This is a genomic window from Mycolicibacterium wolinskyi, from assembly GCF_002101965.1.
Lineage (GTDB): Bacteria > Actinomycetota > Actinomycetes > Mycobacteriales > Mycobacteriaceae > Mycobacterium > Mycobacterium wolinskyi.
Genome location: NZ_LQQA01000013.1, coordinates 261,166 through 287,513, shown reverse-complemented (window position 1 = coordinate 287,513; position 26,348 = coordinate 261,166). Strand labels below are relative to the sequence as shown.

Below are 26,348 nucleotides of genomic sequence, written 5' to 3'. Positions count from 1 at the left end.
TTGACGTGATGGAGTCCGCCGGGTGGGATGAGCTCATGAGCGGTTTCAGCAGACGACAGTTCGGCCTCATGGCGACGGTGGCCGCCGGCGCGGCGACCCTGGCGGCCTGTACGACACAGAGCGAGACGCCCGCCGGCACTGAGGCGCCGCCGGCACCGACGCATACGTTGAACCCGGTCAAGCAGATCACCGCAGGCGACCTCAGCGTCGGTTACACCGAGGCGGGCCCTGCCGACGGCGCACCGGTCATCCTGCTGCACGGCTGGCCCTACGACATCCACAGTTATGCAGACGTCTCGGCCAAGCTCGCCGATCAGGGTTTCCGGGTCATCGTGCCCTTCGCGCGGGGGTTCGGGTCGACCCGCTTCCTCTCGGACACCACTGCGCGTAACGGCCAGCAGGCCGCACTGGCCAACGACGTCATCGCGTTCATGGATGCGCTGAACATCCCCAAGGCAATCCTCGGTGGTTACGACTGGGGTGGCCGCACGGCCAATGTCGTTGCCGCGCTGTGGCCGCAGCGAGTGACCGGGCTCGTCGCGGTGAGCGGATACATCATCGTCAACCTGGCCGCCAACCTGCAGCCGCTCGCGCCGGAGGCCGAACTCGGCTGGTGGTACCAGTACTACTTCGCAACCCCGCGCGGCGAACTCGGGTACCGGCAGAACACCAAGGAGTTCAACCGCCTCATCTGGACCAGGGCTTCACCGCTGTGGAAATTCACCGATGCCACATACGATCTCAGCGCCGCTTCGTTCGACAATCCCGACCACGTCGACATCGTCGTGCACAACTACCGATGGCGTCAGAGCCTGGCGCCCGGCGAAAGCCGTTTCGACGCAGACGAAAAGCGGCTGGCCGGCAAGCCGCCGGTCACCGTGCCGACCATCACGATCGGCAGCGACTTCGACGGCGCCGCCAAAGATGGTGCCGGCTACCGCAAGCTCTACACCGGCCCCTACGAGCACCGTGTCCTCGACGGCATCGGGCACAACGTACCGCAGGAAGCGCCCGACCAATTCTCAAGCGCTGTGGTCGATGTCAGGGCGCTGGGTTCGCGATGACGTCAGCGCGGCAGGACGGCCGGCAGCGCCTGCGCGGGTAGCACCGCGGGCTGTGTGGCCACGCCGGGCACGGGCGCGACGGGCGCGGGTACGGCAGGCGCCGGTGCCGCGGGCGCAGCCGGGACCGCCGGGGTGACGCCCACGCCGAGCACCCGCAGCATGTCGGCCTTCATGGCCTGCAGCTGTGCACCCCAGTAGTTCCAGTTGTGCGTGCCGTTGGGCGGGAAGTTGAACACCGCGTTGCGGCCACCGGCGGCGACGTACTTCTGCTGGAACTCCTTGTTGCTGTTGACGGTGATGTTCTCCAGGAACTGCGCGCTGTAGAGCTGGCCGAAGTCGCCCGCCACGTCGAGGTCGCCCGGCGTGCCGTTGCCGCAGTACACCCAGACCGCGGTGTTGTTGGCAACCAGCCGATTGATGTTGACCGTCGGATCGTTGCGCCGCCAGGCCGGGTCGTTGGAAGTGCCCCACATGTCGGTGGCGTTGTAGCCGCCCGCGTCCTTCATGGCGAAGCCGATCATGGTGGGCCACAGGCCCTGTGACGGGTTGAGGAAGCCCGACAGCGCTCCGGCGAAGATGAACTGGTACGGGTGCCAGATCGCGAGGTTGAGTGCCGCACCACCCGACATCGACAGCCCGACGACGGCGTTGCCGGTCGGCGCGACACCGCGATTGGCGGCCAGCCACGCCGGCAGTTCCTGGGTCAGGAAGGTTTCCCACTTGTAGGTCGTGACGCCAGCGCTGCCCGCCGCGGGCCGATACCAGTCGGTGTAGAAGCTGGACTGGCCGCCGACGGGCATCACGACCGAGATCCCCGATTCGTAGTACCACTCGAATGCGGCGGTGTTGATGTCCCAGCCGTTGGCGTCGTCCTGGGCGCGCAGGCCGTCGAGCAGGTACAGCGCGTGCGGCCCACCACCCTGGAACGTGACCTTGATGTCGCGACCCATCGCCGCGGAGGGGATCTGCAGGTACTCGACCGGCAATCCCTCCCGCGAGTACGCCGCGGCGCCGGGTAGCGGTCCGGCCACGCTCAGCGCGGGCAGCATCAGCGCGGCCGCCGCAATGGCCGCCACGCGGCGTGACAATCGTCCGAGGGCCCTCCGATTCACACCGGCACGCTAACAACGCCGCCAGCGCAACCTCTGGGGCCGCGCCTGCCGTAACCCCTCTGTTATCAAGGCGATTCAGTTCTGATGCCGTTTGTTCCGGTCCGCCGCCACTCGCGTGGCGATATGCCATGTGTCCTGCGGAACTGTCGGCTGAAGTAACCCGCGTCGACCATGCCCACGTGCCTGGCCACCTCGGCGACCGGCAGGTCGGTTCCGGCGAGCAACTCACGTGCGCGGCTCATCCGGCGCTCGACGATCCACTCACCGACGGTGCGCCCGGTGCGCTTGCGCACGAGCGTCGTGAGATGACCGGCTGTCATCCCGACGGCATCGGCGACATCGCGCAGTGACAGCGGCTGCGCCAGTTGACGGTCGATCACCGTGAACACCTCGGCGAGCAGCGGTTCGCCGCTGCGCCGCAAATCGCCAACCACATCGTCCGCCAACCGGGCGAGATCGATCAGCAATATGGTCAGGTAGGCGAGGGTGGCTTGCCGGTAGGCCTCGCGGCGTCCGGCGAGTTCCGCCTCGATGGCGCAGAACATGTTGTCCCACAAGGCCCGTCGATCAACAGGGACATCCAGTTGCAGTAGCCCACCGGCCAGGCCATGGATGAACGGGAACAACAGCGGATGCGCCTGCCACGCCGGCCACGGCGAGCTCGCGTCATGTCCGAGCGCCGCGGGATCGAAGTACACCCCGACGCCATCGGATTCGGCCGTCATCGGTCCGGGGTCGACCACCTCTCCTGCGGCGACCACATACGCGACACCCTCGTCGTGGACGTACCAGAGCACCGGGAAGTCGTGGATGTGCGGGCCGTGCTCGACCAGATCCCCGCGGCGGCCGCGGGCCACCGACACCGGAGGCGCTTCGCGGTCCGTCCAGTAGCGGTAGACGGGGATGCCGTCGCGGTGACGTACCAGGCGGGCCGGATCAGGCATGCGCAAAAGATAATCCCGATAATGCCGATCATCACCCCACTACGGGTATATCCGCACTTGGATGATGGGTGCCATGACCGAATATCATCCGCATTTCGTCGGAAACCGGCACGACTATCTGCCCGCCGCCGGTCACGACTTGTTGCTCCCGGCCTACGATCTGTTGACTCGGGTATTGGGCATGGGCCGCGTCTACGCCACGCTGGTCGACGACGCCGATCTGCAGCCCGGGCAACGGGTCGTCGAAATTGGTTGCGGCACCGGGAATCTCACCACGCGGGCGAAACGCTCTTCTCCGGGCAGCGAGTTCACCGCCACCGACCCAGACCCGCGCGCGCTGCGACGCGCCCGGCGAAAAGCGAAGGGATTAACCGGTATTCGATTCGAGCGGGCCTATGCGCAGCAGCTGCCGTTCGGTGATGGTGAGTTCGACCGGGCACTGTCGTCGATGATGCTGCACCATCTCGACGATACGACGAAGGCGGCGGCGGCCGCCGAACTCCTTCGCGTTCTCAAGCCCGGCGGGCTGTTACATATCGTCGACGTGCGTGGCGATGCCATACCGCGCGTGTTGGAAGCGGCCGGATTCGATTGCACCACAACCAGAGCCGAACGCCATCGGGTGATCGGTCAGATCACGTACTATCGCGCGACCCGTCCGCACTGAACGCAACCGGGTCAGCCAGCGGGATGAGCAGGCTGGACGGCGAATCTCCGCCCTGGCTGACCTGGTAAAGCCCGCCGGCGAGCGCTGCACGTGCCGGTTTGGTGGGAACCAGGTGCGGAAAGTCGTAGGTCGTCAGGGTCAATCGCAGCCGATGTCCGGGTTCGATCAGCGCCGCGGTGGGGAAGATGTCGAGGTCGTAGCGCGTGAGCTCGCCTGGGACGACCGGTTGTGCTGCGGCACGGGTGCTCAGATGCTGCGGGCGCAGCACCGTTCCGTCCGGGAGGTACCACGTCGCCTCCGGGTCGAGCGCGCGGTGTGAACCCAGCAGCGCACCCTGTGTCACCGGCCTGCTGACGCCCTCGGGCGAGACGTCGTCCAGATATGCCACCCAGAGTGTCTCGGCGGTGTTCGCGGTGGCGAACAGCGTCAAGGTGATCGGCCCCGCGATCAGTTGCGCTGTGCGGTATTCCGGTGTCGTGTAGGTCAGAGCCTCGCGCTGCATCCGGCTGTGGTCGAGGTCGTAGCGGATCTGCCTGCCGGTCTGGGACACCATGAAACTGCCCATGCCTAGGCTCCACTGCTCCAGGCTGCGCCCCGAAATCGGCCCGCGTGCGGTGTAGCGCAGCGGCGCCTCGCTGCGTCCGTCGGCGGCCTCGGTGAGCAAGCCGCCGCCTTCGGCCAAGTACAAGCGCGTGGGTGTGGCCTCGGGGAAGGGATATTCGCGCGTGTGGAACCAGTGCGAGTTGCCGATCGGCTGGAATCGCAGCGGGGGCCCGCTCACCGCGGCGTCGTCGGCGTCCTTGAGCCAGCGGTCGAACCACCGCAATTGGATCGCGTGCAGGTGCAGCCCGTCGAGATCCGATACGTGGTACCAGGGACCCATCATCAGCTGGACCTTGTCCGACACCGGCTGACCCGGCTCCATCGGGGCGTTCGGCGGCCGGCCCGCGTACGCGTTCTGCAGCGCGGTGTAGTTCAGCGGCGCACCGCGCTGAAACGCGTCGTGCCATCCGCCGACCAGGAACACCGCGATGTCGTTCTCGACGATCTTGGGCAACACGTCACTCGCGCGCATGGTGTCCCAGAACGGGCCGTCGAACGCGGTGTCCCCGCCCTGCGCCGCGTCGGCCGTCATCGTGCGGAAGTACGTCCGCTGGTCGCGACCACGCTGCCGCACCGCGGCAAGCCCACCGGCGCGAGGGCGATCATGGCTGCCGCGCTTGGCGAACTCGAGCGCCGGATTGACGACGTTGAGCAACGAGTACACGGCGCCGTATGCCCGGACCGTGCGCATGTGCGGCACGCCGCCCATCGTCACCACGTCGCGGTAGAAGTCGTTGGCGGCCATGACCGGGAAGATCGCTTTGAGGGGGGAATCCGGGCCGACCGCAGCCGCGGTGAGGAGTTGGTTGATCGCGAGGTAGGAGATCCCGAACATGCCGACGCGGCCGTTCGAGTTCGGCAGCTTGGCCGCCCAGTTGACCAGGTCGACCCCGTCGGTGACCTGCTCGACGCCCAGCATCTCGAACGATCCGCCCGATACGCCGGTGCCGCGAACATCGGCCATCACCTCGATATAGCCGCGCCGGATGAGGTAGCGGGTGGCACCGCCGCCGATCTGCGCCGCGGGTGGCGGGGCCTTCTTCCCGTACGGGGTGATCGACAGCAGCACCGGGAACGGGCCGACAGCAGGCCGGCCGGTCTCGGGATCGGTGGGGTAGTGGACATCGGCCCGCAGGACAGTTCCGTCGGACGTGGGAACCGCGACATTGTGGTGTACGCCGACGCCGTAGCGCGCGGGCCCCGGTGTCCACTCCGGTTCGAGCGGCGACGGGCTTCGCTTCCGCGTGCGCGTAGCCGCCCAGCCGACGATGGCCTTCTCACGCCATGCCTGCAATCTGTTCGCCATCGGTCCCCCTTGACTGGTGTCGACAAGGTAGACGGTAAGGCGTGGCGTCGTGGCTATCGCATGGTGGCCAGGTTGTGCCAGAGATTGCGCAGGCTGTCGGTGCCGCCGAACAACGTCGTGAAGTGGGTCGAGTCGATGAGGAGGATGTCACCGGCTCGCTGGCCAGTGGATGGCATCCAGATCAGCGCGTTGAATTCGGTGTTGCCCGATGCCGTGAACGGATGCGGACGGTTGGGGTCGATGCGCTGGCGGCCCAGGACTCGCAGTTGGTCGGTTTCGGGCGCGGTCAGCTCGTAGTGCGGCAGGTGTGGGTGGAAGTTGAACGTGGCGACGTTGTCGAGGAGGCGAAGGCTGTCGAGGTCGCGGACCGCGGTGAGTGGTGCGATTTCCTTCGTGCCATTCACCACGGCAGGCCGAAGGCCCCACGTGTTGTGCACGGGCACGCCCAACGCGTGCATGAGTGAGCGGGTGTACTGGCCGAAGCGTTGCTGACGCGGGACGAGCCGGTCGCCGTGGTGTTCGTACTCGACCTGGCGCTGCGCGTAGTCGTCGGTGAAGCCCACATCGTGATGGGGCGCCAGGAGCAGGCAGGTGCCTTCGCGCTTGAGCCATTCGGTGATTGCCGCGATCTCGTCGGGTGTGGCCTCCTGTTGGGACAGGAGATGATCGAGCCCGAACACCATCAGCGTGTCGGTGTCGGCCAGGATGCGGTCGTCGATCGGAAGTTTGTACCCGGCCTGATCGATGCGCTGGAACACCGCGACGGGATGGCCCGTGGCCTCCTCGGCCAGGTCCTGGAAGGACAACGTGGACCGGTGAAACAGCTCGAGGGTTCCGGCGATGCCCTGCAGGAAATTGGCCGCGTCGTACTCCGGTGTCTCGTACGCGGGCCACGCGACGTTGCGTACCTCGGTCATGGTGGAGAACCGGTTGTACACTTCGGCCGGATCACGTTGGGATTCCCAGGGATAGCTCCAGGTCCAGTAGATGCTGATCCGCCGCCCGCCGGTGTGTGCCCTGGACGCATGGCTCTGGTTGTACGTGCGAGCTCGCATGATGTCCTTCTAGCTGTCGAGCGCAGCGAGGTAGCGCAGGCCGTTGATGCCGGGCAGGAAGAAGTACGCCCCGCCGCGCAACGTCGTGAAAGCCGGAATTCCCTTGTGCACTTTGCGGATCGGGCGCTTCGGAACGGTGAAATCGAGCGTGCCGTCCTGGGTGCCGCAGATCGGGTCGTGTTCGTTGCCGAGTTCGTGGAAGGTCTTGTCGTTGATCCAGACGTTCTGCGCGAACTCGAACTGCCGAATCAGGTCGGCGCAGATGATGAACGCGGCGATGCCACGGTCGACGCCGTCGTCGGGTGCGTCGTCGGGCAGTGCGCGGCCGTAAGTGGCACCGCGCCGGATCATCCGACGGCGGTTCATGTAGTGGGCGGTGTCGCGCGGATTGAGGCGGCGAGCGTGTGACCCCAGTGGGCACGCGTAGCCGAACGGGTCCATCTCCTTGTAGTTGTAGTCGTTGTTGCGCATCGGATCTGCGCCCAACTCAGGGTCGTCCTTGTCCGGCGCCAGCACGAGCGGCGCGCCGCTGCGCCATCGGCCCATGAACTTGGCGGCCAGCAGTTCCTGCTTGTCCGGAGTGTCGGCATTCTCCCGCAGGTAGTCGCGGAATGCCCCGACATGCTCCTGCAGTCGTCGGTACGCCAGGTAGCTACCGTTGCGGGACAACACCTCTGGTTGCGGCAGGTTGGCGACCGGACCGTCCTCGTCCGGGTAGCCGAGAATGAACTCACCCGGCTCCAAGGCCGGGCCGGAACCCGGCGTCGGTTCTTCGCCCGACCCCTTCATCACGGGTTGTGACAACCGATCTCGGAATCCGAAGTGGTCGTGGGCGTAGTTGAATGGTGGCGTCGCGTTGAGGTCGAGAAACGACAGGCTACGGACTCCGTCGGTCCGCGCCAGCAGTTTGTCGTGTTCGGCGATGGAGCGTCGGCATTGTTCATCGGTGCGCGAGAACAGGATTGCGATCGCGTGGAGGTCTGAGCCGGCCAGGCCGCCGACCCAGCGTTCGGGCGCGTTGGTCCCGGTATCGCCGAGGATGTCCGCGCGGGCCGGCATGCCCTCACGGAACTCGTCCGGGAATGTGGCCAGGGACTCGTCGGGTACACCGAGGGCCCGCAGGCCGGTCCACGTGAACGCCAGCGTGACCCAGCGATCGGAGGTGTCCATCGTGGCCTGGACATCCGCTGCCGACTGAACTTTGTCGAGCAATTCGGCCAACCAGGCGCGGCCGCCGACCGGCGTGTCGAAGGACAGAAACTCGTAGCGCCCGGTGATGGCCGGCGTGCGAGTCAGCAGGATGTGTTGGATGTCGTCGAGTTCGAGCATCGGGACCGACTCACTGCATCTGATCGAGCATGTGCGAGAACGCAGCCTTGAGTCGCAGTGCCTTCTTTATCTCATCGGCGGTGACGTAGGGATACTCGCCGTACTCGAGAAAGCTCGGGCACTGGTGTTCACGTACGAACTTGACGAAGGCGTCTGGGTTTTCCTTCCAGTCCTCGGGAAAGCCTTCGAGGTTGGTGAATACGGTCGTGATACCGGTGGCGCTGAACAACTGCACCGCGTCCTCGGTGTACTTGTCGAAGTCGGTGTCGAATATGCCTTGGTACTGGAAATGCAGGCCGGAGCCGACGTCGAACAACACCCACCGCAGGTAATGCAGGCGTAGCGGTGCCAGCACATCGGGACTGCCGGCGATCGCGTCCTCGATCTGCTTTCCGTACGCGCGGACGGCCTCCTCACGGCCTTCTTTCACTTTCGCGATTATGGAAAATCCGTAGCAAGCCGGAGTTCGGGGATAGACGGGTCCGTATCGCCCGCGTTCGAGTTCGAAATATCCCTCTTTCGGAATCGCCAAGGCTGCCGGTTTCGTCCAGTCATGATTGCCGTTGGCCATGGCGCCTCCAAGTTCGACCTGTTGGAAGCGGACGGTACACCGGCGGCAGCGCTGCCGGGGCGTACTTCGCGATGAACACGGCGGAAAGTTGTCGGGAGTCTTGCGGCCCTAAGTTCTTTGCTCCCTATTCAAGTATTTGTGTCGTCGCCGAGAGAAAATGCATTTCTTGCGTCGTGCGCGGAAATGCGGCCTAAGCTTCGCCGCAGGGAGCGACAAGCCCCATTTGAATGCACAGAGGGAGACGCCCGTGCGATCAACTCAGCGCTATCTATTGGTGGGTTTGGCGGCGGCGGCCAGTCCACTTGCAATGGTTCTCGCAGCGCCACCGGCCATGGCTGATTGCACATACAGTGGCGGGTCCACGGTATGCGCGCAGGGCGAGGTCCGTGGTGCCGACGGAGTGCCGCGGGCCGCGACTCCGGTGGTTCCGTACCCCTGCGAGTACGACTGGTATTGCGGCACCGAATGGGATCTCGACATCGGCTGGGATCCCGGTCCCGGCGGTGGAGGCGGCATCGACATCGGCCGGCCCGGCCGGCCTCGTTGAGTAGTTGCCCCAACACTTTTCAAGCACACTTTCTGACAAAGGAGCCAACATGACGTCCTCAATGCGTTCCCAACGCCGCGCGGTGAAGGTGGCGATCGGCACCGGGGCTTTGGCCGGTGCGATGCTGTTCGGCTCGGCCGCCGTGGCGGGAGCCGAACCGCCGCCGGTCCCGCCGCCATGTACGGCAGCCGAACTCGCCCGAGTGATGTCCGGCGTCACGTTCGAGACGTCGAATTACCTCATCGCGCACCCCGACGTGAACGATTTCTTCACCAGCCTCAAAGGTCAGCCCAAGGACCAGATCAAGGCGCAGGTGGACAACTACTTCAACGCCAATCCGACGGTCCGCGACGACCTTCAGCGCATCCGGCAGCCCTCGGCCGACTTCCGTCAACGTTGCGGATTGCCGGCTACCCCCTGATCAACAGCGTGTGGCGACGGTTCTGCCGGACCCGTTCACGCCACGCGTCGCCGAACCGCCGATCGCACGACGTCGCGGATCCATTGATGGCGGCGGTCGTTGTCGAGCGCGGGATGCCAGACCATTCGGTAGGGCAACGTCGCGATCTCGTCCGGGGCGCGTAGGACCCGGAGCTGGTCGGCTGCCATCGATGTAGCGACGGCCTGGCTCGGCAGGGTGGCGATCAGATCGGTGCCGGGCAGCAGTTGCGTGGCGACCGCGTGGTAGGCCACGGTGACCGCGGGCCGTCGCGGCATGCCGAGTTCGGCCAGCGGCAGGTCGATGTCGGGTTGCAGACCGTCGTGTACATCGACGATGACGTGGCGGGCACGGCAGTACTCCGGCAGCGCGATGCTTCCGGCGTCAGCCAGTGGGTGATCGGCCGCGACGACACACACGAATCGTTCGACGAGCAGTTCCTCCGAGTGCAGGTCAGCGGTGGCGAAGCCGCCGTAGAGGCCCAAATCGATGGCCGAATTACGGATCTGGTCCGCGACCCCGTCGGGGGTCCAACTGTGGAAGCGCACCGGCGTGTGCGGTGACTGGCGAAGCAACTCGCCGCAGATCGCCGGCCCGAAGGTCTGCACCCCGTAGTCGGTGGCGGCCAACTGAACCGGCCGTGTCGATGCTCGCGGATCGAAATCCGCTGGCGCGAAGATGGTTTCGAGCTGGGGTAGCACGATGTTCAGTTGGGCCTGGATCGACTCGGCACGGGCGGACAACCGGTAGCCGGTCGAGTCGCGAATCAGCAGCGGATCGTCGAGGAGGCGGCGCAGCCGCTGCAGGGCCCGACTCATCGCCGGCTGGCTCAGGCCCACGCGCTCGGCGGCGCGGGACACCTGCCTCTCTTCGATGAGCGCGACAAGCGGCGGGATCAGATTGAGGTCGATCCGATCGATATGCGCCATGTGCATACACGTCATCCTAAATATGCATGCGACTAATGTGCCTGGAACTGGAAGCCTGGCTCAGGGGCCCGCCGTTACTACTGGCAACTTGAAAAGAAAGGCACGCACATGAAGATCTCGGGCAACACCATCTTCATTCCGGGTTCGACGAGTGGTATCGGTCTGGAACTCGCCCTCGCGCTGCAGGCGAAGGGCAACACCGTCATCGTCGGTGGCCGGCGTGTCGAGCTTCTCGACCAGATCACCTCCGAGCATCCAGAACTCGACACGGTCCAGATCGATGTCGCCGACCCCGCGAGCATCGAAGGTGCGGCCGCGACGGTGCTCGACAAGCATCCCGACCTCAACGTCGTGATCGCCATGGCAGGCATCATGGCCGTCGAGAACTGGCACAACCCAGAGATGTTCCTGCGGTCGGCGGAGTCCGTCGTCACCACCAATGTGCTTGGCCCCATTCGCCTCATCGCCGCGTTCGTCGAGCATCTGCAGGCGCAGGAAGACGCGACGTTCGTCACGGTGTCGTCGGGGTTGGCGTTCGCCCCATTGAAGGCGACGCCGAGCTACAACGCGTCCAAGGCCGCCGTCCACATGCTCACCGAATCGGTGCGGCTGCAGCTTTCGGACACCAACGTCAAGTTCGTCGAGCTGATCCCGCCGTCCGTCGCCACCGATCTGATCCCCGGCCAACGCGAGAGCAGCTTCGCGATGCCGCTGGAGGATTTCGTCTCCGAGGTCGTCGGTCTGCTGGAAAGCCAGCCGGACGCCAAGGAGATTCAGGTCGAGCGGGTGAAGTTCCTGCGCTACGGCGAGGCCCGTGGTGACTACGACCAGGTGGTCGCCACGCTCAATGCCGCAGATCCGCACGGGCATTGAGCCTGAGCTTCGCCGTGGGCTTCACGGCTCACCTGTAGCCGGTACGGCGGCGGAATGATCGCGGCACAGCTGTCGGTTGATCGCAGGGGACGCAGTGCGCACTGAGTCCTCCCTGACCCGAACCAGCAGCATAGGACCAACTCACGATGCCACCCACCACAGCCGGCCCCGCGATCCTCGTCATCGGCACCGGAGAACTCGGCGCGAGTGTGCTCGCCGCACTCACCCGCCATGTCGGCGAGCACCCCGGCGCCGCGACGATCAGCGTGCTGTTGCGGCCACCAGCACCCGACACCGGCGGACAACGGGATAGCCGCAGTAAGGAGCTGACCGCCATGGGCATCGCGATCGAGCACGCCGATGTCGCGACCGCTTCGGCCGCCGAACTCGCGGCCATCATGGGCGGCTACGACACCGTCATCAGCTGCATCGGCTTCGCGGCCGGTTCGGGCACCCAGCTCAAACTCGCGCGTGCCGCACTCACCGCAGGCGTGCCGCGTTACTTCCCGTGGCAGTTCGGCGTCGACTATGACGAGATCGGGCGGGGCAGCGCCCAACCGCTGTTCGACGAGCAACTCGACGTCCGCGATCTCTTACGTGACCAGCACACCACGGAATGGGTCATCGTTTCCACCGGCATGTTCACCAGCTTCCTGTTCGAACCCGCCTTCGGTGTCGTCGATCTTGCCGCCAACACCGTGCATGCCCTCGGAAGCTGGGACAACGAAGTCACTCTCACGACGCCAGAAGACATCGGTGTGCTCACCGCCGACATCGTCTTCGCCCAACCCCGGATCCGCGACACGGTCGTCTACCTTGCCGGCGACACGATCAGTTACCGCGAACTCGCCGACATCGTCGACCGGGTCCGGGGAACCACGGTCACCCGTGTGGAGTGGACCTCCGAGTACCTGGCCGATCAACTGCGCCGCGATCCGGAGGACACGATGCGCAAGTACCGTGCGGTGTTCGCCCGGTCGAACGGCGTGGCCTGGCCGAAAGCGCAGTCCTACAACGCGCTTCACGGGATCGCTACGACGACGGCCGAGGAATGGGCCCGACGAAATCTCGGGTGACCACCAGACGATTCTGCCGCCGCCGGTCTAGACAGTGACGGCCCCGCGGTCGGCGCTCAGGCCGGCCTTCACCTGGCGGGTCAGGTCGTCGCCGAGCACCTCGACCAGGCCGGCTTCCACGCCGTCGAGAGCGGCGGCCGCGACCTGTGCCGGGTCGGCCTTCGGGGCGTCGACGCCCGCGGTCATGTCCGTGTCCATGTAACCGACGTGCAGTGCGGTCACCGCGACGTTCTTCGGGGCCAATTCCTCACGCACAGCATCGGTTTGGGCCCACAGGGCGGCCTTGGCCGCCGAGTACGCGCCGATGCCTGCCGGGTGGATCCAGGACAGCACCGAGGCGACGTTGAGCACGGCGCCGGGCGCGTTGGCGATGAGGTGTGGCGCGAATGCGCGCGTCACGGCCAACGTGCCGAAGTAGTGGGATTCCATCTGGGCACGGATGTCGTCGAGCGGGCCTTCGAGGAGTCCGTTGTAGCTGGCGGTTCCCGCATTGTTCACCAAAAGAGTTGTGTCGCGCGCGATTTCCGACGCCGCGGCAATGGTGGCGGGATCGGTGATGTCGATGCGAACCGGGATGACACCGTCGAGCGTGATGGTTTCTGGGTTGCGCGCGGCGGCGTACACCTTGGCGCCGCGGGCTACGAGTTGTTGGGCCAGATGGCGGCCGAGGCCGCGGTTGGCTCCGGTGACGAACGCGACGGATCCCTGAATCTGCACGGTGACTCCTTGTGAGGCTGACTTGGTTATGTGGAGTTAGAACCGTGCGGTGGAGGGATCTGTTCCCTCAGTTGCCGGTGAGCATCGCCGCGACATCGTCACTGGGTACCTCGTAGCCGAGGTCGTCGATGAACGCGACGTGGACCGGCCGGTCGGTGCGCCGTGCTTTCAGCTCGACGGTGGGGCCCTCGGGGCGGGGCAGGTGGCGGTCGCCCCACTGTTGTAGGGCGCCGACGAGGACGTGGAGCTCACGCCCGGCCGGGGTGAGCCGGTACTCGGGCCTGGCGCGTTGACCAGGCTCTTGGTAGGACGTTTTGGTCATCACGCCGTAGTCGACGAGCGTCGCGAGCCGGTCGCTGAGCATGTCGGCGCCGATGCCGAGGCGGGACTGGAAGTCCGCGAATCTCGTCGTGCCCAGCAGTGCCTCGCGAAGGATGAGGATCGTCCATCGTTCACCGAGGACGGCGAGGCTTCGGGCGACCGAACACTGCAAGGTCTCGACGTTCTTTCGTCCCATGCTTCGAGGGTACGACTCTGAGTTGGGAGATCGAAGTCAGAAAGGCCCGCCGCCCGAAGGCGGGGGGCCGATCCTCATGGGGTCAGCCGGCCATGAACTCGTCATAGGCCGATGACAGTTCGGGTGACAGCGCGGTCACGTTGCACGCACGCTGTGCATCACCGATCGGAGCCAGGATGCCCCGCAGGTCGTAGTACTCCGCCGGGTTGGCGGTGAAGTAACCACGCAGCGTCGCTGCGGCCTGCGGACGCGGCTGGGTCATCGCGGTGGTGACCGCCTGATTGGCACCCGGGTGGGTGTCCAGGTAAGCGCGCGCCGCGCCGGTGGCTGAGCTGACCGTGTTAGCCAGCCCGCTGGCGCTGCAGTCCGGTGCCGCATTCGCCGCCGGTGCGGCGATCATTGCTGCGGCGACGCCCCCGAGCAGACCGGAGGCGCAGGCACCGGCGATTCCGCGGCGCGCAGTGATACCAGTGAATTTCATGATCATTTTCCTTTGGGTCGCGATTGTGGTCGCTGATTTCCCCGCCCGAGTCGAAAGTAACCGTCTCTGGGTGGAGCAAAACGCACCTGGCTCTCGCAGCAACTACCTGCGGAGAAGTGTTACGGCTGGCGGGAGTGAATTACGCCTCAATCCGCCCTGTATTCGAATTGAGATCTTGAAAACTCTCAGGTTTCGCGGGCCGCTCTTAATTGATCGTGATCTGCATGGTGACCGAATTGTTATCGGACGACGGCCCCAGCTAACCGTGGGAAGTCAGCCTTCGCGCCTTAGCTCGGCGAGCGAGTTTCGCAGGCCGCCGTCCCGCCGGATCTGCACGGCGGCGATCGCCAGCATCACTGCGGCGGTAACCAGATGGACGATCGCGTCGGTGACGTTGTTCGGGAAGGCAAATATGTAGGCGACCTGGTTGGAGAAGAACGCCCAGATTCCGGGCAATGCGCCGGCCACCGCGGCCAGCAACAGGTAGAGAACCGCCCACGATCTACGCCAGCACAGCACCAGGCCGGGGCCGAACAGCGCGAGCCCCGCGACAGCGTGCCAGCCGTTGTAGTCCATGCCGAGGATCTGGGCGGTCGGTGCGTCGGGCCCGGTCGCGAAGCTCGGCTCGACGATGAATCCGATGATCGCTTGGACCACGTGAAACAGCGAGATCAGCAGTAGGCCCCACTGGGCGAAACTCCATCGCCTCATGTCTCGGACGCTACGTCTACTACAGAGCGTAGTCAATGCCCGTCGTAAGGTCGGAGCGTGGAAATTCGAGCCGCCGAAGCAGCCGACATCGCCGCGATCGCGCCGTTCTTTCGTGCCATCGTGGCCGACGGCGAAAGCTACACCTACCCCGACGACATGACCGATGCGCAGATCCGCGAGGCCTGGCTCGCGGCGCCACCGGGGCACACCATCGTCGCGGTGGTTGACGGCGTCGTCGTCGGCACCGCAAGGATGGGCCCCAACAAACCCGGCCGTGGTAATCACGTCGGCACCGCGAGCTTCATGGTGGACCTGGCGTCGCCCGCCCGTGGTGTCGGGCGCGCCATGGGACAGTGGGTGATCGACTGGCACCGCGAAAACGGTTATTCGGCAATCCAATTCAACGCCGTCGTCGAGACGAACGTGCGGGCGGTGGCGCTGTGGCAGAACCTCGGATTCCGGATCATCGGCACTGTTCCCCGCGCCTACCGGTCCCGCACGCACGGACCGGTAGGCCTGCACATCATGTATCTGGAGCTGTGATCACCAGGTGTCGACGAACCGGCGGGCCGTAGGCGGTCTTTCGTGTTCGGCGGCCGCAGTCAGGGTGGCGGCGATCAGCGACCGCGTCTCGGCCGGATCGATGACATCGTCGATTTCGAACATCGACGCCGAGTTCAGCGCCCTGGCGTGCATTTCGGCGGCCGCAGTCGCGGCGCGTACGGCTTGCTCGCGGGCGTCGGCGTCCTCGATCGCCTCAAGTTCCTTGCGCATCCCGAGCCGGACGGCGCCCTCGAGACCCATCGGACCCAGGTGCGCTCCCGGCCACGCGACCGTGAGCAGCGGTTCGTGCAGGCTTCCTCCGCACATCGCTTGTGCGCCAAGGCCGTACCCCCGTCGCAGGATCACCGCGACCAGCGGCACACTCAACGCCGCGCCGGCCACCAGCAACCGCGAGCCACGGCGCACCAAAGCCTCGGCCTCGGCAGCCGGGCCGACCATGTACCCAGGGCAGTCGACAAGCGAGACCACCGGCAGCCCGAACGCCTCACACAACTGCAGGAACCGTGCGGCCTTGTCCGACGCCGCAGCCGTGATGGCACCGGCCATGACCCTGGTGTTGTTGGCGATGACGCCGACCGGGCGGCCGTCGATGCGCGCGAGCGCTGTCACCATCTCGGGCGCGAACTTTTCGCGCAGGTAGGTCACCGTGTCCTGGTCGGCGAGCGTCTCGATGATCGGCCCGACGTGGTAGGCGCGGCGGGCTCGTTCCGGAACCATTGTGCGCAAAGCTGTTTGGTCGGCAGCGGGCCCCGGTTCACTTGGCCCGTGGAAGTAACCCAGGAGCTTCTTGGTGGCCGTGACGGCCGCGGCCTCGTCGGGGACCACGACGTCGACGACGCCGTTGGGCGCCTGCACCGAGATGGGCCCGACGTCGTCGGGGGCGATATCGCCGAGACCACCGCCGGCGATCATCGCCGGGCCGCCCATCCCGATCGAGGTGTCCGCGGTTGCGACGATCAGGTCTGCCGCCCCGGCGATCACCGCGTTGCCGGCGAAGCAGCGGCCCTTGACGACCGCGATGCGCGGCACCACACCCGACAGCGCCGCCCACAGTTTGAACGCCCGCACCTCCAACGACGACACGGTCGGGTAGTCGGTGTCCCCGGGCCGACCGCCGCCGCCCTCGGCGAAGAACACCGTGGGCAGCCGCAGCCGCTCGATGATCTCGAACAGCCGGTCCTTCTTCCGATGGCCCAGCGCGCCTTGTGTTCCGGCGAGAACGGTGTAGTCGTACGACAGCACAGCGCATGCGTGGCCGCCGATGCGCGCGGTGCCCGCGACGAGGCCGTCGGCGGGGGTTCGTTCGATGAGATCGGTGTCGTCGCGACGCCGGCGTTGCGCGGCGATCGCGAATCGCCCGTACTCGACGAACGACTCGGGGTCGATGAGGTCGGCGATGTTCTCGCGGGCCGTCCTGCCCTTGGCAGCGTGGCGTCGCGCCACCGCGTCGGGCCGGGCGTCGTCCTGCGTCAGTGCCCGGCGCCGCAGCACTTCGGCGAGATCGTCGCGGATCGGTTCGTCGGGCATCGTGCTCCTACTGGAATAGCGACCGGGCGATCGGCGGTTGCGGTGGGTGTGACCGTCACCTCATTCGATCCACGCTCCCTGCTCGCCGAGGCCCGACTCGGGGTACTCGCCACCATTAAATCCAACGGCGTCCCGCAACTGTCCCCGGTGACACCCTTCTACGACCGAAATGCCGACGTCATCTATGTGTCGATGACCGAAGGCCGGGCCAAGACCGTGAACCTGCGTCGCGACCCGCGGGCTGCGCTCGAGGTCACGAGCGCAGACGGCTGGGCGTGGGCGACCGCAGAGGGGGCCGTGACGTTGACCGGGCCGGGCACCGATCCGCACGGGCCCGAGGTGCAGGCGCTCGTGGATTACTACCGCAACGCGGCAGGCGAGCATCCCGACTGGGACGAATACCGGTCGGTGATGGTGTCCGACCGCAGGGTCTTGATGGCCCTGGCGGTCGAGCGCGTCTACGGTGAGAAACTGCGCTGACTCAACCCTGCGGGATCTCGGCCGCGATGCGGTCGAGGACAGCGGGATAACGCTTGGCATCGCGCTGTCCGCCCGGCTTGCCACTGCTGACGACGGCAGCCGACAACTTGCGTGCGGGATCGGCCCACACCGCGATGTCGACGAGCCCGGTGTGGCCGAACGCCGAAGGGGTGTTACGGCCGAACGGACCGAATCGCTTGCCGCCCAACATGTAACCGGTGCTCCACCGCATCGGCTTGAGACCGGTCGCGACATCGGGACGCATCCGCCGGCACGGTGCCGTTGCGGCACGCAGGGTCTCGGGGCTCATGATACGCACGCCGTCCAGTTCGCCGCCGCGGCGCAGGATCTCGGCGAAGCGGGACAGCTCGTCGGCCGTCGAGACCGTGCTTGACGACGGCACGATGCTGGTGAGAAACAGCGGTGTGTTGCTGAGCGGGATGATGCGGTCGGGCGTGCCACCGACCGCGGCGCGGAAGGCCGCCGCGATGGGCGCGGGCAATGGTTTACCGGTGACGTGGCTGGGTGCGACCAGTGGAACCTCTTCCGGCAGAACGCCGTAATTCGTCCACCGGAACTTGAGCGGATCGAGGATATCCTCGGCCAGGATGTCGCGGATATTGCGACCGGTGGCCGCCGAGACGATCTCACGGATCAGCGGTCCCCACGTCAGCCCGTGATAGATGTGCACCAGGCCGGGCCGATACAGGGGCTTGAGCGTCGCGAGTTGTTCGCGTGTGTACTCGCTGTCATTGACCCTCGTGACATCGGGACGCGGGCCGGTGTGGATCGGCACGCCCGCGCTGTGGGTCATCACGTGGCGGATCGTGGTGCGGTCCTTGCCATGGCTCGTGTAGTTCGGCAGGTAGTCGCACACCCGATCGTCGAGCGAGAAGTGTCCGCGTTCGACCAGCATGTGCACGACGGTCGAGCTGATCGCCTTGGCCGCGGAATACACGCAGAACGGGGTTTCCGTTGTGACCAGGATCTTTTCGGCGTCCGGGGGATCGTCCGGGCCGTTACCCCAGCCATGGCCGATCGCACGGTTGAGCACCACCTTCCCGTTGCGCCGCAGGCACACCTGGATCGCGGGATGCATGCCGGCGCGGTACCAGTGCTGCACGGACTGCCAGATGCGCTCGATTGCCGCGGCATCGATGTCGGAGTGGTCTTCGTCGCCGATGTCGGTGACGGCATCCAGGTCGGTGGGTACCGAGATCTTGCCATCGATGTTCATTGCGGTTTCCTCGTCAGGGTCGCGGCCAGGTGATGCTGCAGCGGTTGCCCGACGGCACCCATCCGGACGGTGTAGGTCAGTTCGTCACCTTCGACGCGGACAGACCGGGCCAGCGCGGTCACCTTCTTGGCGGACTCGGTCAGGCCGATGGTGGTCGCGGTCAGATCCATCGAGATGCGGTCTCCATCGGTTGTCAGTGTGCCTTCCTGGATCTCGGTGATGCCCGTCGGATGAGCGAGGACCCATTCCAGCCGGTCCGGCTCCGGGACACGGACATAGCCCGTTTCCGCGTGTAGTGGGCGGCCGTCATCGCGGGCCCTCGTGCGCTGGCTGTAGGTGAGAAAAGGCTTGCCGACGTGGCCGAACGTGATCTCCTCGAGGTACTCGAACGGTTCGATCGTCGGATACTCACCGGCGCCGGGGCCGGCCCACGTGCCCAGCAAGGGGGCCAGGACGGCTATGCCGGGATGGAGGTCAACCACATCGCCAGGGTACGGCGGCCGCAGCAGCGCCGACTTGTCGGTGGTTCGAACTAGTGTTCGATTTATGGACTTCTCGGTGGCGGACCAGCCTGATCGACCGTCCGGTGGGCGATCACGAAGGCTTGAGCGGTGAGCTCGTTGAGATGCTCTTGGCGTTCACGTCTGGCTGTCGCGTACACGGTGAACCCGGCAGTGTGCAGGGCGTCGCACACCGTCGAGGTGTCGTGCCGCAAGAACGTCATGTCGACCCGATGGCCGAACGCCTCAGCGTAAACCGAAGGGGGAGCGTCGGTTTGGAAGCCAAGCAACAGCCAACCCGGATCGGTGAGGACGCGGCCGAATTCGGCGAACAAGGAGGGGAGGCGCTCGGTTGAGGTATGGATGATCGAGTACCACGCACACACCGCGGCGAAGCTCGCCGGCGGGTATGGCAGGTCGAACATGTCGGCAACCTGGTATCGAGCCTGCGGATAGCGTTGCCGGGCAATCGAAACCATGGCCGGCGAGCCGTCGATGCCCACGGCGTTCAGCCCGCAGCGGGCGAGCTCGGCGGTTGCTTGACCGGGCCCGCAGCCCACGTCCAGAGCATCGGAGCCGCCGGATTGCCGGACGAGGTCGGTGAATGACTCCACCAGGCGGCGGTCGAACGGCCTGACGTCGAATTCGTCGGTGAAGGTTGCGGCGTACTCGGTGGCGATCAACTCGTACTGGTCGTACACGAGGATCAACATTAGGCAGGAGGCATGACACCACCCAGGTGAGAGACTGCGCGCGTGACCGCGATTCTGATCACCGGAATGTCGGGGGTGGGTAAGTCGACTGTCCTGGCCGAACTGGCGCGGCGTGGGTACGAGACGGTCGACACCGATTACGGCGACTGGATCCACGTGGTCGACGAGGAGCCGCTGTGGCGTGAGCCGGACATCGAGGCGCTGCTCGGCCGACCGCGAACCGGTCCGCTGTTCGTCCTCGGAACGGTGGCCAATCAGGTGGACTTCTACCCGAGGTTCGCCGCCGTTGTCCTGCTCAGCGCACCGCGCGACGTCATCTTTCACCGATTGCGCACGCGTACCGGCAATGACTTCGGCAAAACCGCGGCCGAGCTGGCGAGGATCACCGGCGATATCGACGAGATCGAGCCGCTGCTGCGGGCGTCCGCCACACATGAACTGGACACCACGAGGTCGGCCGCCGAGGTCGCCGACGCGCTCGTCGCAATCGCCGACGCGGCAGGGCGGTAAAGTCCCGCAGGTGAGCACACCTGTCAACCATGCCGCGCGCATGCGCGGAGGGTTGGTGGGTGCCTGCTCGGCGTTGACGGCCGCGGTCGCACATACCGCCGCGGGCGGCGCCGCGCCGTCCAGCAGTCCGCTGGTCGTATTGGTCATGTTGTGCGCGACGCTCGGCGCCGTGGTCGGCGGATTCACCCCCGAGACCCGCGTGGGCCGGACGGCGTTGCTGATCGCGGGGCTCGGCGCCGGCCAGACGCTCGGCCACCTCGCGCTGAGCTTGACCGGAGGTCACCATCACGCGACATCGTTGTTGTCCGCGCCGATGCTGGGCTTGCACGTCGCGGCCGCGGTCGGCCTCGGACTCTTGATCGGCGCGGTCGAGTACCTCTACGTCGTCTGTGCTTCGGTGCTGTGCTGGCTGCGGGTCTTCATCCTCGGCCGCGTCCGCCCCGCCGGCCACGCGGTCTGGTGGCCGTCGGACACCGTCGTGGCGCGCCCTGTTCTGCTGCGCGCTGGTTTGGGAATGCGGGCACCCCCTGTGGTGTGCCCCGCGGGCATCTAGCACCCGCGATCGCTTCATGTGAGCCCGTCGTCCACCGGCGGGCTGTTACCCGTTGCGCGTCTGCGCACATTCCCTTTGAGCGAAGGCATTTCCATGACCACGACCCCTGACGACCAACTACGCACCGAACCCCCACCCGTCAAACCCCGGACCATCCGCCCGCTGCTGGTCCGGCTCCACTTCTATGCGGGCGTATTCGTCGGCCCGTTCATCCTGATCGCCGCCGTCACCGGCTTGCTGTACGCCCTCATTCCGCAGATCGACAACATGGTCTACCGCCACGAGTTGACCGTCGACCATGTCGGCGACCACCGTCTGCCGCTGGCCGATCAACTCGACGCGGCCCGTGCCGCCCACCCGGAAGGCTCCGTCGAGAGCATCCGCCCACCGGTCGAACCCGACGAGACGACGCAGGTGCGCCTGACCGTCGACGACGTTCCACCGGACTATTCGCGCACGGTGTTCGTCGACCCGTACACCGGTGAAGTGCGCGGCGCGCTCACCACGTACGGCCAGTGGATGCCGCTGCGCGCCTGGTTCGATGAACTGCACCGCAACCTGCACCTGGGCGCGGTGGGCCGCAACTACAGCGAGCTCGCCGCGAGCTGGATGTGGGTGATCGCACTCGCCGGCCTCGCGCTGTGGATCATGCAGCGCCGCGACAACAAGCTGCGCAACCTCGTCGCACCCGACCGGTCCGCGACCGGGCGCCGCCGCACGCTGTCGTGGCATGGCGCGGTGGGCGTGTGGACGATCGTGGTGCTGCTCGCGCTGTCGGTTTCGGGCATCACGTGGTCGCGCTATGCGGGGGAAACGGTGAACAGTATCCAGGCGCGGTTCGACACGACCGCGCCGAGCGTCGACACCGCGCTGGCGGGGGGAACCACAACGGCGACAGGGCATCACGGTCAGGGCAGTGCAGGCGAAACCAACCTGCACGGTGTGGACACCGTGTCGCGCACCGCCGAATCGGCTGGACTGCAGGGGCCGATGTGGCTGTACCCGCCCGCGGAATCGGGCGAGGCGTGGAAGGTCGATGAACGCAAACGTGACTGGCCGACCCGCTACGACTCGATTGCGGTCGACCCGGCCACGGGCGCGATCAGTGACCGGGTCGACTTCTCGGAATGGCCGTTGCTCGCCAAGCTCACCGAATGGACGATCGAGGCCCACATGGGTCTGCTGTTCGGCCTGGCCAACCAGATCGTGTTGGCGCTGACCATGATCGGGCTCATCACGGTCATCGTGCGCGGCTACCGCATGTGGTGGCAGCGCCGTCCGACCCGGGGGTCGGACTGGGCGGTCGGCAGGCCACCACTGCGCGGCGTACTCCGACGACTCCCACCGCTCGGCATCGCCACGGTCGTCGTCGTGGCCGCGGTGATCGGCTGGTGTCTGCCGTTGTTCGGCCTGAGTCTGGTGGCGTTCTTGGTCGCAGACGCGGTGGTCGCGGGGCTTGCAGTGAGGAAGCGCAATGCGTAGGGCGATAGCGGTTCTCGGTGCCGTCACGTTCGTGGCAGCGGGATGCACACAAGGCCATGAGGACGAGAAGATGGCGGCGACGGTCACGATCACCGATCAATGGGCCAGCGCCGCGGACACGGGAATGACGGCGGTTTTCGGCACCCTCGCGAACAGCGGTCATCATGACGCGCGGATCGTCTCGGCGACCTCACCGGCCGCCAAGACGGTCGAGATGCACGAGGTCGTGCCCGATTCGGGCGGCGCGAAGACCATGCGGCCCAAAGAAGGCGGCTTCACCATTCCCGCCGGCGGCACGCACGAGCTGATCCCGGGCGGTGACCATCTGATGCTGATGGATCTGACGGCGCCGCTGCAGCCAGGGGCCGACGTCGAGATGACGGTGGTGTTCGACGACGGCTCGTCGCTACCGATCACCGCCCAGGTGCGCGACGCCTCCGGCGGCGACGAGAACTATCAGCCGGCCGATCCCCATGCCCATGGCTGATCCGTCCTGGCTGACGGTCAACCGGCGGCGCCTCCTCACCGGGGGTGCCGCCGTGTTGGCCGCAGGTGCTGTTCTCACCGAATGCGGTGCCGCGCAATCCGCCACGGTCGGGTTCGGTGGTGAGGCCGAGCCGTTCCACGGCCCTCACCAGGCCGGGATAACCACCGCTCCGCAGTCCCACTCGGTGTTCATCGCGTTCGACGTCAAGCCCGATACGGGCCGCGGCGAGCGGGACACCGTCGCCGCGATCCTGCGGCTGTGGACTGCCGACGCAGCACGGCTCACCCGCGGTGTACCCGCACTCGCCGACACCGAACCCGAATTGGCCCTGCGCCCAGCACGTCTCACGATCACCGTGGGTGTCGGTGGCGGCCTGCTCGATCGGCTCGGCCTGCCCCGGCCGCCCTCGGCCCGCGAGCTTCCGGTGTTCGACACCGACCGCCTCGACGAACGTTGGTCGGGTGGTGATCTGGTGCTGCAGATCTGTGCCGACGATCCTGTCGTGGTGGCACACGCTACCCGGGTCTTGACGAAGAATGTCCGGTCGATGTCCGTACAACGCTGGCGGCAGACGGGATTTCGCAGCGCCCGCGGAGCCGACCAGCAGGGCACGTCGATGCGCAACCTGATGGGGCAGGTGGACGGCACGGCTACCCTGAGCCCCGGCGACTTCGATGACCTGGTGTGGTTGGGCGACGACCAGCCGGCGCTGAGCGGTGGAACGCTCATGGTCATCCGGCGTATCGAGATGCAACTCGACACGTGGGATGAACTGGACCGGCAGAGCAAGGAACTCACCGTCGGCCGCACGCTGGACACCGGTGCGCCGTTGAGCGGGCAACGTGAGATGGACGAGCCGGATTTCACGTTGCGGCGCAATGGCATTCCGGTGATACCCGAGAATTCCCACATCGCGCTGGCACACCACCGAGACAGCCGGGAACGGTTCCTGCGCCGGCCCTACAACTACGACGATCCGCCCGAACCCGGCCAGACCTCCAATACCGGGCTGATCTTCGTGACGTATCAACGCGACATCGACGCGCAGTTCCTGCCGGTGCAGCGGCGGCTCGCCGCGTTCGACGCGCTCAACCAGTGGACCACCGCGATCGGCTCGGCGGTGTTCGTGATGCTGCCGGGTGTCGACTCGTCCGAGCAGTACCTGGGTCAGGCGCTGCTGGAGGGAGGTTAGCCGCCGAGCCGGAATAGGTTGAGCTTGTAGCTGTTGACGACACCGGGCGCGAGGCGGGCCAGCGCGCGAAGACCGTAGCGGTAGCGCGCCGGCCAGCCTCTCCCCACCTCCGGCTGCGGCGTGGCAAAGGTACGGCTGTCGAGCAGCTTCACCCCCCATGCCTCCAGCCGGCGCGGGTCCTCGCACACCCACTGCATCCGCGCGGTCACGGCCTTCATCGAACCGTTGCGCTCTTGATTGCGCATCATCGTGGCGCCGCCGGTGTCGAAGGCCAGAAGCGAACCGGGGAAGCGCTCGGCGAGTTGTGTGACAACGGTGCGGGCCTGCTCCTCGGTGAAGTACACCAGCACGGCTTCGATCACGAACAGTAGGGGCGCAGCCGTGCCGGCGTCCGGTGCGACGGCGTCGAACCAATCGGTGTCGAGCACCGAACCCGCGAGCATCGTGCAGCGGTCACGGTCGGTGAAGAACTGCCTGCGCATCGCGATCGTGTCGGGCAGGTCGAGGTCGAACCAGCGCACGCGGCCGTTGTCGAGGCGGTCGAACCGCGTGTTGAGGCCGGTGCCGATCTCGACGACGGTCCCGTCGGGGTGTTCGTCGAGGTACTGCCTGACCCAGCCGTCGAAGATCGCCGACCGCAGTACCGAACCCGACAACGACGGGCCGCCGAACTTCGTGAAGTCGTAGTCGATTCGATCCACGAGTTCGGCGGCGCGACGGTCGTGCAGCACGGGATGGCGCGCGGCGGCGTCCCTGGCCCGGCCGTAGAGCGGAATGAGCAGCGTCTCCTGCACTTCACCGAGCGCTGGTTCCACCTTCGCCATGGAACTTAGGCTAGCCTAAGCCGCGGGCGCCGTGTTCGCTACTCCTCTACGCTCGTCGTCATGACCGATCACGACAAAGCCGCGGCGCGGCGGGAAATCACCGACGCACTGCTGAATGCCCTCAACCGGCGGCACGAACTGCTCGATGTGATCGTCGAGGCCGAGGATCGTGCTACCGCCGTCGACGCTGTCGCCGGATTACTCGGTACGTCGCACGCCGCCGCCGAGGCCGTCATCGGATTGTCTTTCGCGCAGATCACCAAGGATTCCCGGCGCCAGATCGCCGCGGAACTCGACGATCTGAACAGTCAGCTGAGCTTCACCGCCCAGGAACGCCCGGCGAGTTCCGGGGAGACGCTGGAGTTGCGGGCGTTCTCTCCCGAGACCGACCGCGACATCTTCGCGGCCCGGACCGCCGACGTGGGCGCGTCCGGTGACGGATCCGGCGCTCCGGCAGCCGAACTCGACGACGAGATCCGCGCGGCGCTCGGCCGCGTGAACGCCGAGGAGGCCGCCTGGTTCGTGGCGCTCGAAGGTCCCGAGAAGGTCGGGATGGTGTTCGGCGAACTCGTCGGCGGCGAGGTCAATGTGCGGATCTGGATTCATCCGGATTTCCGCAAACGGGGCTATGGCACTGCGGCGCTGCGTAAGTCGCGTTCGGAGATGGCCTCGTACTTCCCGGCCGTGCCGATGGTCGTGCGAGCACCGGGCGCCGTGCCTCCGGCTTAGCCGCGCAGGCTCGCCACGATTGTGCGGGCCGTGGTCTCGGCTCGTCGCCGTTCATAGCTGCGACCCTCGGACAGGATCGCGTAGACGACCGCGCCCAGCAGGGCGTCAGCCGCCGCATGGGCGGTTTCGGCCGCGATGTTCTCGGCAAGCAACCGCGTACGGACGGAGTCGAGCAGCGGCCTGCTGAACCCGGCGCGCAACCGGGCCGCAGTGTCTTCGTGTTCGAGCGAGGCCGCGGTGAGGGTGCGCAGCATGGCGTAGCCGTGCTTCGTGGTCAGCGCCGACGCCAGCGTTCCGGCCCATGACACCAGGTCGGCGGTGACGTCGTCGGTGGCGGGGATCGTCGCGAGGATCTTGTCGGCATCCTCGAGCAGGACGTCGGCGACCAGGGCGGGCCGGCTCGGCCACCAGCGATAGATCGTCTGCTTGCCGACCCCGGCCTTCGCGGCGACGGCTTCGATGCTCAAGCCGTCAAAGCCGCGTTCCAGCAACAACTCCCGGGTGGCCTCGATGATGGCCACCCGGGATTTCTCGCTGCGCCGCCGCGGCGGGGTTTCGGTCGTCATCGGCAGATCCTCGTCGCTCTTTACAGGAAAAGCTACACGCCGT

At 66.4% G+C, this 26,348-nt stretch carries 31 protein-coding genes; 14 read left to right on the top strand and 17 right to left on the bottom strand.

Annotation, left to right across the window (positions count from 1 at the left end; all coding sequences use genetic code 11):
• Positions 1 to 35: 35 nt before the first annotated feature.
• Positions 36 to 1,064 carry an alpha/beta fold hydrolase gene (locus tag AWC31_RS13460; RefSeq protein WP_085144815.1) on the top strand — a complete coding sequence of 343 codons (1,029 nt, stop codon included), beginning with the start codon at positions 36 to 38 and terminating at the stop codon, positions 1,062 to 1,064.
• A 2-nt stretch (positions 1,065 to 1,066) separates the two neighbouring features.
• On the opposite strand, the gene AWC31_RS13455 is transcribed toward AWC31_RS13460, so the two are convergent.
• Both AWC31_RS13455 and AWC31_RS13450 read right to left on the bottom strand, forming a co-directional pair.
• On the bottom strand, positions 1,067 to 2,113 hold the full coding sequence (locus tag AWC31_RS13455) for an esterase family protein (protein ID WP_085144816.1): 1,047 nt from the start codon (positions 2,111 to 2,113) through the stop codon (positions 1,067 to 1,069).
• 128 nt (positions 2,114 to 2,241) lie between these two features.
• Entirely contained in the window at positions 2,242 to 3,120 is an 879-nt protein-coding gene (locus AWC31_RS13450) for a helix-turn-helix transcriptional regulator (protein ID WP_085144697.1), read from the bottom strand.
• 73 nt (positions 3,121 to 3,193) lie between these two features.
• On the opposite strand from AWC31_RS13450, the gene AWC31_RS13445 reads away from it, so the two are divergent.
• Entirely contained in the window at positions 3,194 to 3,787 is a 594-nt protein-coding gene (locus AWC31_RS13445) for a class I SAM-dependent methyltransferase (RefSeq protein WP_085144814.1), read from the top strand.
• On the opposite strand, the gene AWC31_RS13440 is transcribed toward AWC31_RS13445, so the two are convergent.
• The 4 genes from AWC31_RS13440 to AWC31_RS13425 are packed head-to-tail and all read right to left on the bottom strand — an operon-like array spanning position 3,756 to position 8,651.
• Complete coding sequence (locus AWC31_RS13440; protein WP_085144696.1) at positions 3,756 to 5,696, bottom strand: CocE/NonD family hydrolase; 1,941 nt, start codon at positions 5,694 to 5,696, stop codon at positions 3,756 to 3,758. The genes AWC31_RS13445 and AWC31_RS13440 overlap by 32 nt on opposite strands.
• 53 nt (positions 5,697 to 5,749) lie before the next feature.
• Complete coding sequence (locus AWC31_RS13435) at positions 5,750 to 6,751, bottom strand: hypothetical protein (protein WP_085144695.1); 1,002 nt, start codon at positions 6,749 to 6,751, stop codon at positions 5,750 to 5,752.
• A gap of 9 nt (positions 6,752 to 6,760) precedes the next feature.
• A complete protein-coding gene (locus tag AWC31_RS13430) occupies positions 6,761 to 8,080 on the bottom strand; it encodes a Dyp-type peroxidase (protein WP_085144694.1) in 1,320 nt (439 codons plus the stop codon).
• A gap of 10 nt (positions 8,081 to 8,090) precedes the next feature.
• Entirely contained in the window at positions 8,091 to 8,651 is a 561-nt protein-coding gene (locus AWC31_RS13425) for a hypothetical protein (protein WP_085144693.1), read from the bottom strand.
• A 247-nt stretch (positions 8,652 to 8,898) separates the two neighbouring features.
• On the opposite strand from AWC31_RS13425, the gene AWC31_RS13420 reads away from it, so the two are divergent.
• Both AWC31_RS13420 and AWC31_RS13415 read left to right on the top strand, forming a co-directional pair.
• Positions 8,899 to 9,198 (top strand): hypothetical protein, encoded by a 300-nt coding sequence (locus tag AWC31_RS13420; RefSeq protein WP_085144692.1) that lies wholly within the window; start codon positions 8,899 to 8,901, stop codon positions 9,196 to 9,198.
• A 49-nt stretch (positions 9,199 to 9,247) separates the two neighbouring features.
• Complete coding sequence (locus tag AWC31_RS13415; protein WP_085144691.1) at positions 9,248 to 9,619, top strand: heme-binding protein; 372 nt, start codon at positions 9,248 to 9,250, stop codon at positions 9,617 to 9,619.
• A 35-nt stretch (positions 9,620 to 9,654) separates the two neighbouring features.
• Here the strand turns inward: AWC31_RS13415 and AWC31_RS13410 are convergent, their stop codons facing one another.
• Positions 9,655 to 10,572 (bottom strand): LysR substrate-binding domain-containing protein, encoded by a 918-nt coding sequence (locus AWC31_RS13410; protein WP_165765955.1) that lies wholly within the window; start codon positions 10,570 to 10,572, stop codon positions 9,655 to 9,657.
• Positions 10,573 to 10,674: 102 nt separating this feature from the next.
• Between AWC31_RS13410 and AWC31_RS13405 the strand changes: the two genes are divergently transcribed.
• Positions 10,675 to 11,439: an SDR family oxidoreductase gene (locus AWC31_RS13405; protein WP_085144689.1), complete on the top strand. Its 765-nt coding sequence runs from the start codon at positions 10,675 to 10,677 to the stop codon at positions 11,437 to 11,439.
• Between the two features lie 146 nt (positions 11,440 to 11,585).
• Complete coding sequence (locus AWC31_RS13400; protein ID WP_085144688.1) at positions 11,586 to 12,515, top strand: aromatic alcohol reductase; 930 nt, start codon at positions 11,586 to 11,588, stop codon at positions 12,513 to 12,515.
• 27 nt (positions 12,516 to 12,542) lie between these two features.
• On the opposite strand, the gene AWC31_RS13395 is transcribed toward AWC31_RS13400, so the two are convergent.
• From AWC31_RS13395 to AWC31_RS13380, 4 genes are all read right to left on the bottom strand, one after another.
• Positions 12,543 to 13,232: an SDR family oxidoreductase gene (locus AWC31_RS13395; RefSeq protein ID WP_085144687.1), complete on the bottom strand. Its 690-nt coding sequence runs from the start codon at positions 13,230 to 13,232 to the stop codon at positions 12,543 to 12,545.
• Between the two features lie 67 nt (positions 13,233 to 13,299).
• Positions 13,300 to 13,749, bottom strand: a complete 450-nt coding sequence (locus tag AWC31_RS13390; RefSeq protein ID WP_085144686.1) for a winged helix-turn-helix transcriptional regulator — start codon at positions 13,747 to 13,749, stop codon at positions 13,300 to 13,302.
• A gap of 82 nt (positions 13,750 to 13,831) precedes the next feature.
• On the bottom strand, positions 13,832 to 14,230 hold the full coding sequence (locus AWC31_RS13385; RefSeq protein WP_067853933.1) for a heme-binding protein: 399 nt from the start codon (positions 14,228 to 14,230) through the stop codon (positions 13,832 to 13,834).
• A 273-nt stretch (positions 14,231 to 14,503) separates the two neighbouring features.
• Complete coding sequence (locus tag AWC31_RS13380; RefSeq protein ID WP_067853767.1) at positions 14,504 to 14,941, bottom strand: DUF4383 domain-containing protein; 438 nt, start codon at positions 14,939 to 14,941, stop codon at positions 14,504 to 14,506.
• A 57-nt stretch (positions 14,942 to 14,998) separates the two neighbouring features.
• On the opposite strand from AWC31_RS13380, the gene AWC31_RS13375 reads away from it, so the two are divergent.
• Positions 14,999 to 15,484, top strand: a complete 486-nt coding sequence (locus AWC31_RS13375; RefSeq protein WP_085144685.1) for a GNAT family N-acetyltransferase — start codon at positions 14,999 to 15,001, stop codon at positions 15,482 to 15,484.
• Here AWC31_RS13375 and AWC31_RS13370 read toward each other — a convergent pair whose 3' ends face one another.
• Positions 15,485 to 17,032 carry an acyl-CoA carboxylase subunit beta gene (locus tag AWC31_RS13370; protein WP_085144684.1) on the bottom strand — a complete coding sequence of 516 codons (1,548 nt, stop codon included), beginning with the start codon at positions 17,030 to 17,032 and terminating at the stop codon, positions 15,485 to 15,487.
• 48 nt (positions 17,033 to 17,080) lie between these two features.
• Here AWC31_RS13370 and AWC31_RS13365 point away from each other — a divergent pair, with 48 nt between their 5' ends.
• A complete protein-coding gene (locus AWC31_RS13365) occupies positions 17,081 to 17,512 on the top strand; it encodes a PPOX class F420-dependent oxidoreductase (protein ID WP_067853936.1) in 432 nt (143 codons plus the stop codon).
• 1 nt (position 17,513) lies between these two features.
• On the opposite strand, the gene lipE is transcribed toward AWC31_RS13365, so the two are convergent.
• The 3 genes from lipE to AWC31_RS13350 form a co-directional block, all read right to left on the bottom strand.
• Positions 17,514 to 18,749, bottom strand: coding sequence for a lipase LipE (gene lipE, locus AWC31_RS13360; protein ID WP_207626346.1), 1,236 nt, complete (start codon positions 18,747 to 18,749; stop codon positions 17,514 to 17,516).
• The gene (locus AWC31_RS13355) at positions 18,746 to 19,231 is read right to left on the bottom strand and encodes a peroxynitrite isomerase (RefSeq protein WP_085144683.1); all 486 of its coding nucleotides are present in this window, start codon (positions 19,229 to 19,231) and stop codon (positions 18,746 to 18,748) included. The genes lipE and AWC31_RS13355 overlap by 4 nt, the downstream gene beginning before the upstream one ends.
• 62 nt (positions 19,232 to 19,293) lie before the next feature.
• The gene (locus AWC31_RS13350; protein ID WP_234816844.1) at positions 19,294 to 19,950 is read right to left on the bottom strand and encodes a class I SAM-dependent methyltransferase; all 657 of its coding nucleotides are present in this window, start codon (positions 19,948 to 19,950) and stop codon (positions 19,294 to 19,296) included.
• A 63-nt stretch (positions 19,951 to 20,013) separates the two neighbouring features.
• On the opposite strand from AWC31_RS13350, the gene AWC31_RS13345 reads away from it, so the two are divergent.
• From AWC31_RS13345 to AWC31_RS13325, 5 genes are all read left to right on the top strand, one after another.
• Positions 20,014 to 20,472, top strand: coding sequence for an AAA family ATPase (locus AWC31_RS13345; RefSeq protein ID WP_165765963.1), 459 nt, complete (start codon positions 20,014 to 20,016; stop codon positions 20,470 to 20,472).
• Between the two features lie 10 nt (positions 20,473 to 20,482).
• A complete protein-coding gene (locus AWC31_RS13340) occupies positions 20,483 to 21,025 on the top strand; it encodes a hypothetical protein (RefSeq protein WP_085144681.1) in 543 nt (180 codons plus the stop codon).
• Positions 21,026 to 21,118: 93 nt separating this feature from the next.
• Positions 21,119 to 22,507: a PepSY-associated TM helix domain-containing protein gene (locus AWC31_RS13335; protein ID WP_085144680.1), complete on the top strand. Its 1,389-nt coding sequence runs from the start codon at positions 21,119 to 21,121 to the stop codon at positions 22,505 to 22,507.
• A complete protein-coding gene (locus AWC31_RS13330) occupies positions 22,500 to 22,994 on the top strand; it encodes a copper chaperone PCu(A)C (RefSeq protein WP_085144679.1) in 495 nt (164 codons plus the stop codon). The genes AWC31_RS13335 and AWC31_RS13330 overlap by 8 nt, the downstream gene beginning before the upstream one ends.
• Positions 22,987 to 24,186: a Dyp-type peroxidase gene (locus AWC31_RS13325; RefSeq protein WP_085144678.1), complete on the top strand. Its 1,200-nt coding sequence runs from the start codon at positions 22,987 to 22,989 to the stop codon at positions 24,184 to 24,186. Before AWC31_RS13330 ends, AWC31_RS13325 begins: the two co-directional genes overlap by 8 nt.
• Here AWC31_RS13325 and AWC31_RS13320 read toward each other — a convergent pair.
• On the bottom strand, positions 24,183 to 25,010 hold the full coding sequence (locus tag AWC31_RS13320; protein ID WP_085144677.1) for a class I SAM-dependent methyltransferase: 828 nt from the start codon (positions 25,008 to 25,010) through the stop codon (positions 24,183 to 24,185). The genes AWC31_RS13325 and AWC31_RS13320 overlap by 4 nt on opposite strands.
• Positions 25,011 to 25,070: 60 nt before the next feature.
• Between AWC31_RS13320 and AWC31_RS13315 the strand changes: the two genes are divergently transcribed.
• Positions 25,071 to 25,739 carry a GNAT family N-acetyltransferase gene (locus AWC31_RS13315; RefSeq protein WP_085144676.1) on the top strand — a complete coding sequence of 223 codons (669 nt, stop codon included), beginning with the start codon at positions 25,071 to 25,073 and terminating at the stop codon, positions 25,737 to 25,739.
• Here AWC31_RS13315 and AWC31_RS13310 read toward each other — a convergent pair.
• On the bottom strand, positions 25,736 to 26,305 hold the full coding sequence (locus tag AWC31_RS13310; RefSeq protein WP_085144675.1) for a TetR/AcrR family transcriptional regulator: 570 nt from the start codon (positions 26,303 to 26,305) through the stop codon (positions 25,736 to 25,738). The two genes, AWC31_RS13315 and AWC31_RS13310, sit on opposite strands and share 4 nt — an antisense overlap.
• Positions 26,306 to 26,348 lie beyond the last annotated feature (43 nt).